Origin of the sequence: Kluyvera genomosp. 2, assembly GCF_036759865.1 — a bacterium.
GTDB lineage: Bacteria > Pseudomonadota > Gammaproteobacteria > Enterobacterales > Enterobacteriaceae > Kluyvera > Kluyvera ascorbata_B.
Genome location: NZ_JAPKIA010000014.1, coordinates 115,226 through 130,041, shown reverse-complemented (window position 1 = coordinate 130,041; position 14,816 = coordinate 115,226). Strand labels below are relative to the sequence as shown.

Here is a 14,816-nt window from a genome sequence, read left to right as displayed (position 1 = left end):
ATTCTCCTTCTCAGACTACGCCGGGATTTTGTCCTGCTGGTTTTCAGGGGCCGCGGCGATAAACGCCGGCAGCGCGGTACAGGCATCATAGACCGCTTTACAGCGCGGGAACCCGCTCAGATCGCAGCCCATACGCTCAGCGTTAGCCCACTGCGGCACCAGGCAGCAGTCGGCTAGCGTCGGCGAATCGCCCACGCAAAACGCCCCTGAATGGCTACGGCGCAGCAGCTGTTCCACTGCGCTTAGCCCCTGCTGGATCCAGTGTGCATACCAGCGTTTTTTCTCTTCTTCACTGACCTTCAGCTCATCGCTGAGGTAGCGCAATACGCGCATGTTGTTGATGGGATGGATGTCGCAGCAAATGGCGTACACCACTTCCAACACGCGCATGCGCTGTGGATCGTTCGCCGGTAGCAGCGGCGTCTGCGGGAAATGTCTGTCCAGCCAGTCAATAATCGCCAGCGATTGCCCCAGCGATTCACCGTCGTCGGTGACAAGCGCCGGTACCAGCCCCACCGGGTTGAGGCGTCGGTACTCCAGCGCGTTCTGCTGGCCAATACGAATGTTGACGCCCACCGTCTGATGGTCAATGCCCTTCAGCGCCAGCGCAATGCGCACGCGGTAAGAGGCCGAACTATTAAAAAAACTGTACAGCTTCATCGCTCACCTCAAACAATTTTCACCGTGATTGGCGTTAAACCTTCCACGTTACCGGTGATGGTTTCGCCCTTCACCACGGCGCCAACGCCTTCCGGCGTACCGGTGAAGATCAGATCGCCCGGCTGCAGTTCGAAGAAGCCAGACAGGTAGCTGATGGTTTCTTTGACGTCCCAGATCAGATGCTCAATATCGCTGCGCTGACGGTCTTCGCCATCAACCTGCAGCCAGATTGGCGCTTTTTCCAGAGACGGCGCATCGGCTACTTTGTGCAGCGGTGCAATCGGGGCAGAGAGGTCAAAGGCTTTGCCGATTTCCCACGGGCGGCCCATCTGGCGCATTTCCATCTGGCGATCGCGGCGGGTCATATCCAGACCGGTGGCGTAGCCCCAGATGTACTCTTCCGCTTTCTCCAGCGGGATATCGCTGCCTTTTTTACCAATCGCGACGACCAGTTCAATTTCATAGTGATAGTTGTCGGTCTGCGCCGGGTAGGCCAGGTTCAGCGTTTCACCCGCCGCAACCGGCACCACGGCATCTGCCGGTTTACAGAAGAAGAACGGCGGCTCGCGATCCGGATCAAAGCCCATTTCACGAGCGTGCGCAGCATAGTTACGGCCCACGCAGTAAACGCGGCGTACCGGGAACTGCTCATCGCTGCCCACAACCGGAATCGCCACCGGCGCCTGAGGTTCAAATACGTATTTGCTCATCTTTCTTCTCCTGAATTAATAACGCGCTTCGCGGAACAGTCCCAGGGCTTCCTGGACAGGTCTATCCGAGAAACTGAATAACACGGTCTCTTCTGGCGTGTTGAACGACACGCTGTGCCAGGTCGGCACGACAAAAATATCTTTCGCTTTAAAGCTGAAGGTCTGCTCGCCAATGGTCACCTCACCGCTGCCCTCCACCACGTGATAAATGGTGCTGTCGGTGGTGCGCGCCTGACGCGACTGGAAGCCTTTCGGCAGCAGCTGCAGGAAGGCCCCCATCGACGGCATCGGATAGCCGCCGGTAACCGGGTTGACGTAGCGCATCTTATAACCGTCCCATTCATCGGCCTCGCCCATACGGGTCAGGTCATGCAGGGCATCGCGGCTACGGTCATAGCGATAGTTGAAAATAGGCGATGAGTTGCCAACCTGGTGGCGCAGCGGCAGCATGTTGGCCGCGTAGCGCGGCAGATAGTCGCCTTCTTTACGCGTGACCGGCTGCTGATCCTCCGGGTAGTCTTCGGCGAAGCCGCAGCCAAGGTAGTTCACCAGCGGCAGATCCAGGCCATCCAGCCAGATAACCGGTTCTGAACCCGGGTTGCCGTGATCGTGCCAGCGCCACTGCGGGGTCAGGATAAAGTCGCCCGGGCTCATCTGAGTGCGTTCGCCGTCGACGGCGGTAAACGCGCCGTGGCCTTCAACCACAAAGCGCAGCGCCGACTGGTTATGGCGGTGACTCGGGGCGACTTCACCCGGCATGATCAGCTGTAAACCCGCGTACAGCGACGAGGTAATGGATGACTGGCCGCGCAGGCCGGGGTTTTCCAGCACCAGCACGCGGCGCACCGCCTCTTTTGCGCCAATCAGGTTGCCGCTTTCCAGCAGCAGCGGGCGAATTTCCTGATAGTTCCAGTAGGCCGGCGCGCAGTTAGCATTTGGCGTTTTAGGCACCAGGTGATGCAGCGACTCCCACAGCGGCGTCAGGTTTTGCCCTGAAATGTGCTGATAGAACTGCTGGCGATCGTGTTTTACGTCCGAGGTCATTATTATTCTCCTTAACTTTTCACCGCGCCCATCACAGGCTGCGATTCGGGTACTCGGGAAGGTCGGCGTACGACCAGCGTCAGCAGCGTAAGCATGACGGCGCTAACGGCGGCCGGTACGGCGATAACAAAAAACAGGGTGTCGAATGAGAAGTTCATCGCCATCATCATGCCGCCGGAGACGGAGCCGACGATGGCGCCGCAGCGGCCGACGGCGTTAGACCAGCTCACGCCGGTGGCGCGACTTTGTGTGGGGTACAGCGTGGCGGTCAGCGCATTAAGCCCGACCTGCGATCCGCTGATACCGATACCGGTGCCAAATATCGCCAGCGCCATCATCCACAGGCCGTTTTCACTCAGGCCAATCATGACGATACACGCCGCGCCCAGCGCATAGCTGACGGCCAGCACCCAGAAGGGATTGAATTTATCCATCAGCACACCCAGCATCAGCGCCCCTAGCGTACCGCCAACCTGGAAGGCTGCGGTAACCCAGGAGGCATGCTGCAAATCGATGCCGCGATGGTTCAGCAGCGTCGGCATCCAGCTTGAAAGCAGATAGATGATCAGCAGACTCATAAAGAACACCACCCACAGCATCAGCGTAATGGTGAGCTGACGCCCGGCAAACAGCTGGCTGATGCTGCCTTTCTGGGTAGCTGCCGGTTCGTCGAGCCAGAATTCAGTCTCTTCATAACGCTCGCCGGTCATTGCGCTCACGGTGCGGGTAATCTGCGCCTGTGGACGCTGGCGGCGAACCAGCCAGCGCGGCGATTCCGGCAATGCGGCCAACAGCCCGAAGAACAAGACCAGCGGCAGCACGCCGCCCAGCACCAGAATGCCGTGCCAGCCAATCACCGCCACCAGCTGCGCGCTGACGATACCGCCCAACGCCGAGCCGAGAGTAAAACCGCAGAACATCAGGGTAACCAACGCGCCGCGACGGCGTGTAGGCAGGTATTCAGAGGTCATGGTGATGGTATTCGGCATCGCACCGCCAAGGCCGAGACCGGTTAAGAAGCGCAGGACAATCAACGCTTCCAGATTCGGCGAGAAGGCTGACAGCAGGCTAAAGAGGCCAAACAGCGCCACGCAGCATTCGATAACGCGTTTGCGCCCGAAGCGGTCGGACATCGGCCCGCACAGCAGCGCGCCAGCGGTTAAGCCCAGCAGACCTGCGCCAAAGAGCGGTGCCAGGTCAGCGGCAGTCAACTGCCAGTGGTCGCGTATTGCTGGAGCGATAAAGCCGATGGCGGCGGTGTCAAAACCGTCCATCATCACCACCAGAAAACAGCAAATGATGACGCGCCACTGCATCGCGCCGATAGGGGCGGCGTCGATTAGCGCCTGAAGTTCACGTCGTTGCGTCATAGGGAAGGCCTCGAAAATGCAGGTTATCCATTTATTCGCCGTTCGCGCGTCTGGCCCGAACGGCACAGGGTAAGATGTTTCTTTTTTTGCTTTTATGTTGCTATTTTGTGATAAGAGAAATGAGTTGTACAATGGCATTTCATGCCTAACCATAACCTGGAGGTTATATCTGATGGCAGACTGGACGCAGAAACTGAAGCTACATCATTTGCATATTCTGGTGGCGCTCGGCGAGCAGGGAAATCTGACCCAGGTGGCGAAGATGATGCACATCACCCAGCCTGCGCTGTCGAAATGGCTCACCCAATTTGAAGAGGAGCTGGGTCTGACGCTGTTCGAACGGCACAGCAAAGGGCTGCGTCCATCGGAAGGCGGTAAACTGCTGCTTCAGCACGCCCAGCGGTTGATCAACGATATCGAGCGTTCACAGTTTGAGATGGAGCGATTTAAGCAAGGAGGGCTGGTCGGCAGCCTGAAAATTGGCTGCTCGCCGGTGGCAACCGACTGCGTCTCCCACGCCATTTTCCCGCTGCTGGCCGAAATGCCGACGCTGCATCTCAATATCGAAGAGAAAGTCATGACCCCGCTGCTGCACGATTTGCAGTCGGGCGTGGTGGACGTGGTGGTCGGGCGCATCGGCGGCCGGGCGCTGGAGCTGCCGTTAAACTACGAAGTGCTGTACACCGAGCCGGTATGTTTTGTCTCACGTCCCGACCATCCGCTGGCGCGCCTTCCTCGTCTGGGTTGGAACGACCTGGCGCCGTGGCGCTGGATTGTCTGGCCGAACGGAACGCCTATCCGCCAAAGTATTGACAACGCGCTGGTAGAAAACGGCGTCATGCTGCCGGAAAATACGATTGAATCGGCATCGATGAACGTGAGCGTCAACCTGCTGCAAAGCAGCGATATGATCTCTATTCTGTCTTTGCGTCTCGCCGAGCGCTACCAAAGTCAGGGGCAGCTGTCGATTCTGGCGCTGCCGCGCATTGAGCAGAAAGGCAGCGTTGGCGTATTCTGGCGTAAGAAGGATCTACCGTCGCTGGCGCTGAGCCGTTTTCTCCACTATTTATCGCACCCGGTACAAAGCGAGAGCTAGCCCCTTGCACTGGGCCTGATGTTCCGCGTGTCTATATCAGGTATGCTCAGATTTCATGATGTGATCGGTAGCACATTTTAGGGTTTAATTGTATGATGAATGCATTCCACCAAAGGTGAATCCCATGCTCAAATCACTGAATCTTATCTGGCAATACCTGCGTGCATTCGTGCTGATTTACGCCTGTCTTTATGCCGGAATTTTCGTTTCATCGCTGCTGCCGATTACCATTCCCGGCAGCATAATCGGCATGCTTATTCTTTTCGTCCTGCTGGCGCTCCAGGTTCTGCCCGCCAAATGGGTTAACCCCGGCTGCTATGTGTTAATTCGCTACATGGCGCTGCTGTTTGTCCCGATTGGCGTAGGCGTCATGCAGTACTTTACCCTGCTAAAAGCTCAGTTTGGCCCGGTCGTAATCTCCTGCACCATCAGTACGCTGGTGGTGCTGGTGGTGGTGAGCTGGAGCTCACATCTGGTGCACGGTGAACGTAAAGTCGTTGGGCAAGAAGAGGCGGATAAATAATGTTGCATTATATCTGGTGGTCCCTGCCGCTAACCCTGGTCGTGTTCTTTGCCGCTCGCCGGCTGGGCGCACGCTTTAAAATGCCGCTGCTCAACCCGCTGCTGGTGTCGATGGTGGTGATCATTCCGTTCCTGATGCTGACCGGCATTCCGTACGATCGCTACTTTAAAGGCAGCGAAGTGCTGAACGACCTGCTGCAACCGGCGGTGGTGGCCCTCGCCTATCCGCTCTATGAACAGCTGCACCAGATTCGCGCCCGCTGGAAATCTATCATCACCATCTGCTTTATCGGTAGCGCGGTGGCCATGATTACCGGGACTTCGGTCGCGCTGATGATGGGCGCATCACCGCAAATCGCGGCGTCTATTCTGCCAAAATCCGTCACCACGCCGATTGCAATGGCGGTCAGCGGCAGCATCGGCGGGATCCCCGCCATCAGCGCCGTGTGCGTGATTTACGTCGGGATCCTCGGCGCAGTATTTGGCCATACCCTGCTCAACCTGATGCGTATCACCACGAAAGCCTCGCGCGGACTGTCAATGGGTACCGCATCGCACGCGCTGGGGACCGCACGCTGTGCAGAGATGGACTATCAGGAAGGCGCATTCAGTTCGCTGGCGCTGGTTATCTGCGGGATTATCACCTCGCTGATTGCCCCGTTCCTGTTCCCGATCATTCTGTCGGTGGTGGGATAAAACGAGACAAATCACACATTTTCAAATGCAATTACATACGTTGCATTAACAATGAGATATTGATCACTAATTGAAGCGTTCGTGCCCCGTACACTACCATTCCATTACAACGTTACGAGGCACAACGCCATGCACCCACGTTTTCAATCTGCTTTTACGCAACTGGCGGCAGATCTGCAGACCGCTATCGCCCCGCTGTTAGCCGATCCGCACTTTCCTGCTCTGCTGACCGCCGAGCAGGTCTCTTCGCTGCAAAAGGCGACGGGGCTGGACGAAGACGCGCTCGCTTTCGCGCTCCTGCCGCTGTCTGCAGCCTGCGCCCGCGCGGACCTCTCCCATTTTAACGTCGGCGCGATTGCCCGCGGCGTCAGCGGCACCTGGTACTTCGGCGGCAACATGGAGTTTCTCGGTGCCACCATGCAACAAACGGTTCACGCTGAACAAAGCGCCATCAGCCACGCCTGGCTGCGCGGCGAAAAAGCGCTGCAGGCCATTACCGTTAACTACACGCCGTGCGGCCACTGCCGTCAGTTTATGAACGAGCTGAACAGCGGGCTGTCGTTGCGTATTAACCTGCCAGGCCGTCAGCCGCATACGCTGAAAGACTACCTGCCGGATGCGTTCGGGCCAAAAGATCTCGATATCAAAACGCTGCTGATGGATGAGCAGGATCACGGCTATCCGCTTGAAGGCGATGCGCTGGCACAGGCTGCTATTCAGGCCGCTAACCACAGCCACACCCCGTACAGTCAAGCGCCTTCCGGCGTAGCGCTGGCGCTGCGTGATGGTACGATTTTCAGCGGCAGCTATGCAGAAAACGCGGCGTTTAACCCAACGCTGCCGCCGCTGCAGGGCGCACTAAACCTGCTGAGCCTGAACGGCTACGACTACCCGGATATCCAGCGTGCCGTTCTGGCCGAACGCGCCGATGCGCCGCTGATTCAGTGGGATGCCACCGCCGCGACGCTGAAAGCGCTGGGCTGCCACAATATCGATCGCGTGCTGTTAGGTTAACGATGTAGGCCTGATAAGCGTAGCGCTATCAGGCGAACTGGAGCAGATTGCCGGATGGCGGCTTTGCCTTATCCGGCCTACAAACGGCAATCCGTCTCCGTTGTCTAATTTCCCCGCAATTAAACGATGGTTTCTTGCTCTTGCCCGACGGGTACAGTAGCCTGATGTCTCCCTCGTCGACTATTGAGCCAAGTGAATGTTAAAGCGTGTGTTATACAGCCTGTTAGTCCTGTGCGGCCTGCTGCTGTTGACCGTGCTGGGTCTTGACCGTTGGATGAGCTGGAAAACCGCACCCTATATTTACGACGAGCTTCAGGATCTTCCCTACCGCCAGGTGGGCGTGGTGCTCGGCACCGCGAAGTATTATCGCACCGGCGTTATCAATCAGTACTACCGCTACCGCATTCAGGGCGCGCTCAACGCCTATAACAGCGGCAAGGTTAACTATCTGCTGCTGAGCGGTGACAACGCGCTGCAAAGCTACAACGAGCCGATGACCATGCGCCGCGACCTGATTAAAGCCGGCGTTGCGCCGGAAGATATCGTGCTGGATTACGCCGGTTTCCGCACGCTCGATTCCATTGTGCGCACGCGTAAGGTGTTCGATACCAACGATTTCATTATCATCACCCAACGTTTCCACTGCGAGCGCGCGCTGTTTATTGCACTGCATATGGGGATTCAGGCGCAGTGCTACGCCGTGCCGTCGCCGAAGGATATGTGGAGCGTACGTCTGCGCGAATTTGGCGCCCGCTTCGGCGCGCTGGCCGATCTGTATCTTTTCAAACGCGAACCGCGCTTCTTAGGCCCGCTGATTCCCATTCCGGCCCAGCAGGAAGTCCCCGAAGATGCGCAGGGCTACCCGGCGGTGACGCCGGATCAAATGCTGGAGCTACAGAAGAAGAAATCCGCCGCTAAGGTTGATGAGTGATATCGCTGTCACACATCACGTAAAATGCGAATAACGCGCGATCTCAGGTACTTAGCTTGTCTTTATCGTGTTTGCTGCCGGAGGCCATTCTGATGATGCCGTCGATTGGCTTTAAATTGATGACAGACAAACTGGCACGGTGGGACAGCTATGAATGCGCAAAATAAAACAGAGTAAACCTCCGCTTCAGATAAATTGCTCTAATGGATTCTCATTGCGCAAACAGTTCCTATTTGCATCTTATGTATTCCTGCTATCTCCGAAAAAACACAGTATAAATAGGGCTATTTGTGAATGCTTTCACAGACCCCTCCCCTTCATCCGCTTAGCCTGCCAGTAGTTGTTTCACTTTATTTGCCTTAATTAAACTAATCATTAAGGGAGCCATCATGTCACAACACGAATATCAGGCTGAGCTGATTCCCGCCTTTACGCCGCTATTGGCGATCAAAGAAGCTTCCCGCTGCCTGCTGTGCCACGACGCGCCGTGCAGTCAGTCTTGTCCGGCGGAAACTGACCCGGGCAAGTTCATTCGTTCAGTCTATTTCCGCAACATTAAGGGCGCAGCCGAAACCATTCGGGAAAATAATGCGTTAGGGGCCGTGTGTGCACGAGTCTGCCCAACGGAAAAGCTGTGCCAGCAGGGCTGCTCGCGCTCGGGAATCGATACACCGATTGATATCGGCCGCCTGCAGCGTTTTGTCACCGATTTTGAGCAGCAAACGGCAATGCAGATTTACCAGCCGGGCCGTAAGGATAAAGGCAAAGTCGCCATTATTGGCGCGGGCCCTGCCGGATTACAGGCCAGCGTCACGCTCACCAACCTGGGTTATGACGTTACCCTGTTCGAAAAAGAGGCCCAGCCCGGCGGCTGGCTACGGCACGGCATTCCGGAATTTCGCCTGCCGCAAAAGGTCCTGGATACTGAAATTGCGCGCATCAGCGAAATGGGCGTGACGATTCGCTGTGGCTGCGAGGTTGGCAAAAACCTGACGCTCGCCGAGCTAAAAACCGACTACCGCGCCGTACTGCTGACCGTTGGGATGTCCAAAGGCTCGACGCTGCCGCTGTTTAACGACGCCAGCCAGGTCGAAATTGCCGTCGACTTTCTCCAGCATGCTCGTACCTCTGGCGGCAACATCAGCGTACCGCAAAGCGCGCTGATTGTCGGCGGCGGCGACGTGGCGATGGACGTGGCCAGCACGTTGAAAATACTCGGCTGCCCGTCCGTCACCTGCGTAGCGCGCGAAGAGATGGCCGAATTCCCGGCAAGTGATAAAGAGTTCACTACCACCCAGGCACTAGGCGTGTCAATTATTGATGGCTTTACGCCTGTCGCCGTGACGGGCAACAACGTCACTTTCCAGCACGTTCGCCTGCCCGGCGAGCTGACGCTGACGGCAGAGCGTATTTATCTCGCCGTGGGCCAACGCGCCGAATTAGAGGCCTTTGCGGGGATTCAGGCGCAGCGCAATATCGTGGAAACGCGCAACTACCAGACCCGCGATCCTCAGCTGTTTGCCGCGGGCGATATCGTCAAGGGAGATAAAACCGTCGTCTACGCCGTGAAGACCGGGAAAGAAGCCGCTCAGGCCATTCATCACTATTTAGAGGAGGCATGAACATGTTAACTAAAGATCTGTCGGTCACCTTCTGTGGCGTCAAATTCCCTAACCCGTTCTGTCTCTCGTCTTCACCGGTAGGCAACTGCTACGACATGTGCGCCAAGGCCTATGACAGCGGCTGGGGCGGTATCGTGTTTAAAACTATCGGCTTCTTTATTGCCAATGAAGTCTCCCCACGCTTCGATCATTTAACCAAAGAAGACACCGGGTTTATCGGCTTTAAAAACATGGAGCAGATTGCCGAACACCCGCTGGCGGAAAACCTGGCGGCGATCCGCCAGCTCAAGCAGGACTATCCCGATAAAGTGCTGATCGCCTCGATCATGGGCGAAAATGAACAGCAGTGGCAGGATCTGGCGAAACTCGTCGAAGAAGCCGGTGCCGACATGATCGAATGTAACTTCTCATGCCCGCAGATGACCTCCCACGCGATGGGCAGCGACGTCGGGCAAAGCCCGGAGCTGGTAGAGAAATACTGCCGGGCGGTGAAGCGCGGCTCTTCTCTGCCCATGCTGGCCAAAATGACGCCAAACATCGGCGATATGTGCGAAGTGGCGCTGGCGGCCAAACGCGGCGGTGCCGACGGTATTGCGACCATCAACACCGTTAAATCGATTACCAATATCGACCTCAATCGAAAAATAGGTATGCCGGTGGTCAACGGCAAATCCAGCATCTCCGGGTATTCCGGCAAGGCCGTGAAGCCGATTGCGCTGCGCTTCATTCAGCAGCTACGCACTCACCCCGAACTGAAGGACTTCCCTATCAGCGGGATCGGCGGGATTGAAACCTGGGAAGACGCCGCCGAGTTTTTACTGTTGGGCGCAGCGACGCTGCAGGTCACGACCGGCATCATGCAGTACGGCTATCGTATCGTCGAAGATATGATAAGCGGCCTCTCCCACTACCTTCACGATCAGGGCTTCCATTCGCTTGATGAGATGATTGGCCTTGCCAACCACAACATCGTACCGGCCGAAGACCTTGACCGCAGCTATATCGTCTACCCGCATATTCATCAGGAAAAATGCGTCGGCTGCGGCCGCTGCTATATCTCCTGCTACGACGGTGGGCATCAGGCGATGGAGTGGAATGAGGAGACCCGCACACCACATTGCAATACCGAAAAATGCGTCGGCTGCCTGCTCTGTGGACACGTCTGCCCGGTGGCCTGCATTAGCCTTGGGGAGATAGCCTTTAAACCGGGTGAAAAAGCGCACGCCGTCGCGCTTTAATCCCTTCGACCTGGTCTGCAAAATCAAAAGCCCGGCTTTTTTCACCGGGCTTTTCTTATGTTTCTCTTGCTACGCTTATTTCTTACGTGCGTATTTCAGGGAGTCCAGCGCCACGGCGAAGATAATGATCCCGCCCTTGATGATGTACTGCCAGTAAGGGTTCACGCCGATATAGGTGAGGCCGTAGTTGATAACGGTGAAGATAATGACACCGGTCACTACGCCCAGCACGGTACCTACGCCGCCGCTGAACGATACCCCGCCGACCACGCAGGCCGCAATCGCATCCAGTTCATACATAAAGCCAAGGTTGTTGGTCGCCGAGCCGATACGGCCCGCTTCCAGCATCCCGCCGAAGGCATAGAACACGCCGGACAGCGCATAAATCACCAGCAGGTTCAGCGCCACGTTAACGCCGGAAACTTTCGCTGCTTCCGGGTTGCCGCCGATGGCGAAAATATTTTTACCAAAGCGGGTTTTGTTCCACAGGATCCACACAAAGCCAACGGCGATCAGCGCGTAGAAGGTGATGTAGGATAAGCGGAAGCTCCCCAACGCAATAAAGCCCTGCGTGAAGGTGGAGAAGCCGCTGTCAAAGCCGGAAATTGGCGATGCGCCCACGAAGTCATAGTACAGGGAGTTAATACCGTACACGATGATCATGGTACCCAACGTGGTGATAAACGGCGTCACGTTCAGATAAGCAATGATAATACCGTTAATCAGACCAATCACCGCGCCAATGGCGCAAACGATCAGGATAACCACGAAGATAGGCATGGTCGCCATCTCCGGGAATACCTTATTGGCATTCTCCATCGACTGTAACAGCGTCGCCGCAATAACCGCCGCCAGACCCACCTGGCGACCCGCCGACAGGTCGGTACCCTGGGTCACAATCAGCCCCGCCACGCCCAGCGCAATGATAATACGTACCGAAGACTGGGTCAGAATGTTACTGAGGTTCAGCAAACTCAGGAACGTTGGGTCCTGGATAATAATAATGGCCAACAGAACCAAAAGAACGACGTAAATACCGCCATCTTTGAGATAGGTCAGAAAGCTTTTTTTATTTAACGCACTCATGTCGAGCCCCTGCGATTAAAGGTGCAATGACGCAAGACGGAGAATTTCGTTTTGCGTTGTTGTTTTTGTTTCTACAATACCGGCAACCAGGCCATTACTCATGACAAGGATGCGGTCAGTAATACCCAGTAGCTCAGGCATTTCTGAAGAAATAATAATGATCCCTTTATCTTTCTTCGCCAGCTCAGCGATCAGTTGATAAATTTCAAATTTCGCGCCAACGTCAATACCGCGGGTGGGTTCATCGAGCATCAGAATTTCAGGTTGAGTCAATAACCAGCGGCCAATAATAACCTTCTGCTGGTTACCGCCCGATAGTGAACCAATCTGAGTATGGTGCCCCGGCGTTTTCACGCGCATAGAGTCAATAACCCACTGGGTGTCGCTCTTCATGCGCGAATTATCCAGCAGGCCAATTTTGTTTTTATAGCTCTTAATATTTGAAATTAATGAGTTAAAACCGATATCAAGATAAGCGTAAATCCCGGTTGAACGACGTTCTTCGGTCACCAGGGCGAAACCGTTATTAATGGCTTCATTAGCGTTATGGTTGTTGATTTTCTTCCCGTGCAGCGTAATGGTGCCGGAAGATTTCTCACGGACGCCAAACAGCGTTTCCACGATATCGGTACGCTTGGCGCCCACCAGCCCGGCAATCCCGAGAATCTCGCCTTTGCGCAGCTGGAACGAGACGTCGCGAATCGACGGCTGACGCAGCGAGGTCAGGTGCTGAACATCGAGAATCACCTCACCCGGCTTATTCTGGCGATCGGGGAAGCGCTGGTTCAGCGAACGGCCCACCATCATGGCGATAATCTTGTCCATATCCAGCCCTTCCAGCGGCTGGGTGGCGATCCACTGCCCGTCGCGCAGAACGGTAATTTCATCACACAGCTGGAAGATTTCTTCCATCTTGTGGGAGATATAGACAATGCCACAACCGCGATCTTTCAGCTTACGGATAATGGTGAACAGATGGTTCACCTCTTTCTCCGTCAGCGATGAGGTTGGCTCATCCATAATCACGATTTTCGCGTTATAGGAGAAGGCCTTGGCGATTTCAATCATCTGCATCTGTGAGACAGATAACGTGCCCACGCGGGCGCGCGGGTCAATATCAATATCCAGCTCATCAAAGATGGCTTTGGTATCACGGTACATTTTGTCCTGATCGACAAACACGCCTTTGGTGGGGTAACGCCCCAGCCACATGTTATCCATCACGGAACGCTGTAATACCAGGTTAAGCTCCTGGTGCACCATCGAAATGCCGTTTTCCAGCGCCTCTTTGGCAGAATGGAAATCAATTTCTTTACCCTGGAAGAGAATACTGCCGGAATCTTTTTGGTAGATCCCAAATAGGCATTTTAATAACGTTGATTTGCCCGCACCGTTCTCACCCATTAATGCATGGATAGAGTGTGGGCGAACTTTCAGGTTAACATTATCGAGTGCTTTTACGCCCGGAAATGACTTGTTGATCTGGCTCATTTCCAACAAGAATTCGCCAGACGGCTCTCTATTATTGTTGTCCATATATATACCTGGCTGCGATAATTCTGCGTCAGTATTTTTGGGGCGCACGGACGTACGCCCCATATATTTAAAGATTACTTACCGGTGAATTGGCTAAGGTTGTCTTTATCTACGCCAACGTAAGGTACGCGGACGATTTTGTTTTCGATTTTCCAGTTAGTACCGTCAGCGGCACCTTTGCCTTCAGCCAGGTTTTTCGCCAGATCGAAGGTGGCTTTCGCCTGGTTGTTAGCATCGTTCAGCACGGTACCGGCCATCGCACCGGATTTCACCAGCGCCAGCGCTTCTGGCAGGGCATCCACGCCGAATACCGGGATGGAAGATTTGTTGTGCGCCTTCAGCGCTTCTACTGCACCCATTGCCATCGCATCGTTGTTGGCGATAACCACTTCAATTTTGTTGGCGTTCGGGCCGGACAGCCAGGCGTCCATTTTATCTTTAGCCTGAGCGGTATCCCACATGGCGGTATCCAGCTGCAGCTGTTGGGTTTTCAGACCTTTGTCATTCAGCTCTTTGATAACATAGGTGGTACGCGCTTCAGCATCCGGATGGCCCGGTTCGCCTTTCAGCAGCACGAACTGAATCTGACCGTCTTTGTTCAGGTCCCAGTTCGGGTTTGCCGCCCAGTGTTTAGCAATCAGGTCGCCCTGGATAATGCCGGATTCTTTGGAGTCGGTGCCCACATAAAACGCTTTGTCATAGCTATCCAGCGCTTTACGAGAAGGTTCTTTGTTGAAGAAAACGATCGGCACGTTCTGGCCGCGCGCTTTTTCAATGACCGTACCCGCAGCCGCCGGGTCAACCAGGTTAATCGCCAGCGCTTTCACGCCTTTTGCCAGCAGAACGTCAATCTGATCGTTCTGTTTGGACTGGTCGTTCTGGGAGTCGTTCATCAGCAGCTGAACGTCCGGGGCGGACTTGCCGTCTTTCTCAATCGCCTTGCGCACAACGGACATGAAGTTGTCGTCGTATTTATAAATCGTCACACCGATACGCGTATCGGCAGCGTGCGCTGCGGCACCGAAAAACATGCTGGCCATCAGAGCAGACAGGGTTAACACCTTCTTATTCATGGTATCTCCGGTTTTATTATGCAGGGTAGTACGGGTGAAAATAGTCGGCGGGCATGGTTAATGGAATGTTACCACCCGACGAAATTCACTGATAAAAATTTGTTCTTCCGTGTTGAGTAACAATCCAGGTTACGATTAAAACTGTTTTTGCAGCCGTTCAACGCGATTAAAAGTGATTAATCACCGTTACATCATGTTTCAGTCTGGTAAACGCTGCC

14 protein-coding genes are annotated in these 14,816 nt (G+C 55.2%); 7 read left to right on the top strand and 7 right to left on the bottom strand.

The window, feature by feature from the left end; translation table 11 throughout:
• Positions 1-15: 15 nt before the first annotated feature.
• The 4 genes from maiA to V6942_RS16225 are packed head-to-tail and all read right to left on the bottom strand — an operon-like array spanning position 16 to position 3,784.
• Positions 16-660 (bottom strand): maleylacetoacetate isomerase, encoded by a 645-nt coding sequence (maiA, locus tag V6942_RS16240; protein ID WP_106924417.1) that lies wholly within the window; start codon positions 658-660, stop codon positions 16-18.
• Positions 661-668: 8 nt separating this feature from the next.
• On the bottom strand, positions 669-1,370 hold the full coding sequence (locus tag V6942_RS16235) for a fumarylacetoacetate hydrolase family protein (RefSeq protein ID WP_106924416.1): 702 nt from the start codon (positions 1,368-1,370) through the stop codon (positions 669-671).
• A 15-nt stretch (positions 1,371-1,385) separates the two neighbouring features.
• Positions 1,386-2,414 carry a gentisate 1,2-dioxygenase gene (gtdA, locus tag V6942_RS16230; RefSeq protein ID WP_106924415.1) on the bottom strand — a complete coding sequence of 343 codons (1,029 nt, stop codon included), beginning with the start codon at positions 2,412-2,414 and terminating at the stop codon, positions 1,386-1,388.
• 11 nt (positions 2,415-2,425) lie between these two features.
• Entirely contained in the window at positions 2,426-3,784 is a 1,359-nt protein-coding gene (locus tag V6942_RS16225) for an aromatic acid/H+ symport family MFS transporter (RefSeq protein ID WP_333501489.1), read from the bottom strand.
• A 172-nt stretch (positions 3,785-3,956) separates the two neighbouring features.
• Here V6942_RS16225 and V6942_RS16220 point away from each other — a divergent pair, with 172 nt between their 5' ends.
• The 7 genes from V6942_RS16220 (at position 3,957) to preA (ending at position 10,903) form a co-directional block, all read left to right on the top strand.
• Positions 3,957-4,880 carry a LysR substrate-binding domain-containing protein gene (locus V6942_RS16220; RefSeq protein ID WP_106924413.1) on the top strand — a complete coding sequence of 308 codons (924 nt, stop codon included), beginning with the start codon at positions 3,957-3,959 and terminating at the stop codon, positions 4,878-4,880.
• Between the two features lie 124 nt (positions 4,881-5,004).
• Positions 5,005-5,403 carry a CidA/LrgA family protein gene (locus V6942_RS16215; protein ID WP_106924412.1) on the top strand — a complete coding sequence of 133 codons (399 nt, stop codon included), beginning with the start codon at positions 5,005-5,007 and terminating at the stop codon, positions 5,401-5,403.
• Positions 5,403-6,098 (top strand): CidB/LrgB family autolysis modulator, encoded by a 696-nt coding sequence (locus tag V6942_RS16210; protein WP_106924411.1) that lies wholly within the window; start codon positions 5,403-5,405, stop codon positions 6,096-6,098. Before V6942_RS16215 ends, V6942_RS16210 begins: the two co-directional genes overlap by 1 nt.
• A 129-nt stretch (positions 6,099-6,227) precedes the next feature.
• Entirely contained in the window at positions 6,228-7,112 is an 885-nt protein-coding gene (gene cdd / locus V6942_RS16205) for a cytidine deaminase (RefSeq protein ID WP_106924410.1), read from the top strand.
• Positions 7,113-7,308: 196 nt separating this feature from the next.
• Complete coding sequence (gene sanA, locus V6942_RS16200) at positions 7,309-8,043, top strand: outer membrane permeability protein SanA (protein ID WP_106924409.1); 735 nt, start codon at positions 7,309-7,311, stop codon at positions 8,041-8,043.
• Positions 8,044-8,432: 389 nt separating this feature from the next.
• Positions 8,433-9,665, top strand: coding sequence for an NAD(P)-dependent oxidoreductase (locus tag V6942_RS16195; protein ID WP_182930304.1), 1,233 nt, complete (start codon positions 8,433-8,435; stop codon positions 9,663-9,665).
• Positions 9,666-9,667: 2 nt separating this feature from the next.
• Positions 9,668-10,903 (top strand): NAD-dependent dihydropyrimidine dehydrogenase subunit PreA, encoded by a 1,236-nt coding sequence (gene preA, locus V6942_RS16190; protein ID WP_333501488.1) that lies wholly within the window; start codon positions 9,668-9,670, stop codon positions 10,901-10,903.
• 75 nt (positions 10,904-10,978) lie between these two features.
• Here preA and mglC read toward each other — a convergent pair whose 3' ends face one another.
• The 3 genes from mglC to mglB form a co-directional block, all read right to left on the bottom strand.
• The gene (gene mglC / locus V6942_RS16185) at positions 10,979-11,989 is read right to left on the bottom strand and encodes a galactose/methyl galactoside ABC transporter permease MglC (protein WP_106924406.1); all 1,011 of its coding nucleotides are present in this window, start codon (positions 11,987-11,989) and stop codon (positions 10,979-10,981) included.
• A 15-nt stretch (positions 11,990-12,004) separates the two neighbouring features.
• Entirely contained in the window at positions 12,005-13,525 is a 1,521-nt protein-coding gene (gene mglA / locus V6942_RS16180; RefSeq protein WP_106924405.1) for a galactose/methyl galactoside ABC transporter ATP-binding protein MglA, read from the bottom strand.
• A gap of 74 nt (positions 13,526-13,599) precedes the next feature.
• A complete protein-coding gene (gene mglB, locus V6942_RS16175; protein WP_106924404.1) occupies positions 13,600-14,598 on the bottom strand; it encodes a galactose/glucose ABC transporter substrate-binding protein MglB in 999 nt (332 codons plus the stop codon).
• Positions 14,599-14,816: the final 218 nt, after the last annotated feature.

What these genes read in the sequence shown, in the direction of transcription:
- mglC (WP_106924406.1), bottom strand. Translation starts at nt 11,989, where the DNA reads ATGAGTGCGTTAAATAAAAAAAGCTTTCTGACCTATCTCAAAGATGGC.
- preA (WP_333501488.1), top strand. Translation starts at nt 9,668, where the DNA reads ATGTTAACTAAAGATCTGTCGGTCACCTTCTGTGGCGTCAAATTCCCT.
- V6942_RS16210 (WP_106924411.1), top strand. Translation starts at nt 5,403, where the DNA reads ATGTTGCATTATATCTGGTGGTCCCTGCCGCTAACCCTGGTCGTGTTC.
- V6942_RS16235 (WP_106924416.1), bottom strand. Translation starts at nt 1,370, where the DNA reads ATGAGCAAATACGTATTTGAACCTCAGGCGCCGGTGGCGATTCCGGTT.
- sanA (WP_106924409.1), top strand. Translation starts at nt 7,309, where the DNA reads ATGTTAAAGCGTGTGTTATACAGCCTGTTAGTCCTGTGCGGCCTGCTG.
- V6942_RS16215 (WP_106924412.1), top strand. Translation starts at nt 5,005, where the DNA reads ATGCTCAAATCACTGAATCTTATCTGGCAATACCTGCGTGCATTCGTG.
- maiA (WP_106924417.1), bottom strand. Translation starts at nt 660, where the DNA reads ATGAAGCTGTACAGTTTTTTTAATAGTTCGGCCTCTTACCGCGTGCGC.
- V6942_RS16220 (WP_106924413.1), top strand. Translation starts at nt 3,957, where the DNA reads ATGGCAGACTGGACGCAGAAACTGAAGCTACATCATTTGCATATTCTG.
- V6942_RS16195 (WP_182930304.1), top strand. Translation starts at nt 8,433, where the DNA reads ATGTCACAACACGAATATCAGGCTGAGCTGATTCCCGCCTTTACGCCG.
- V6942_RS16225 (WP_333501489.1), bottom strand. Translation starts at nt 3,784, where the DNA reads ATGACGCAACGACGTGAACTTCAGGCGCTAATCGACGCCGCCCCTATC.
- mglA (WP_106924405.1), bottom strand. Translation starts at nt 13,525, where the DNA reads ATGGACAACAATAATAGAGAGCCGTCTGGCGAATTCTTGTTGGAAATG.
- mglB (WP_106924404.1), bottom strand. Translation starts at nt 14,598, where the DNA reads ATGAATAAGAAGGTGTTAACCCTGTCTGCTCTGATGGCCAGCATGTTT.
- cdd (WP_106924410.1), top strand. Translation starts at nt 6,228, where the DNA reads ATGCACCCACGTTTTCAATCTGCTTTTACGCAACTGGCGGCAGATCTG.
- gtdA (WP_106924415.1), bottom strand. Translation starts at nt 2,414, where the DNA reads ATGACCTCGGACGTAAAACACGATCGCCAGCAGTTCTATCAGCACATT.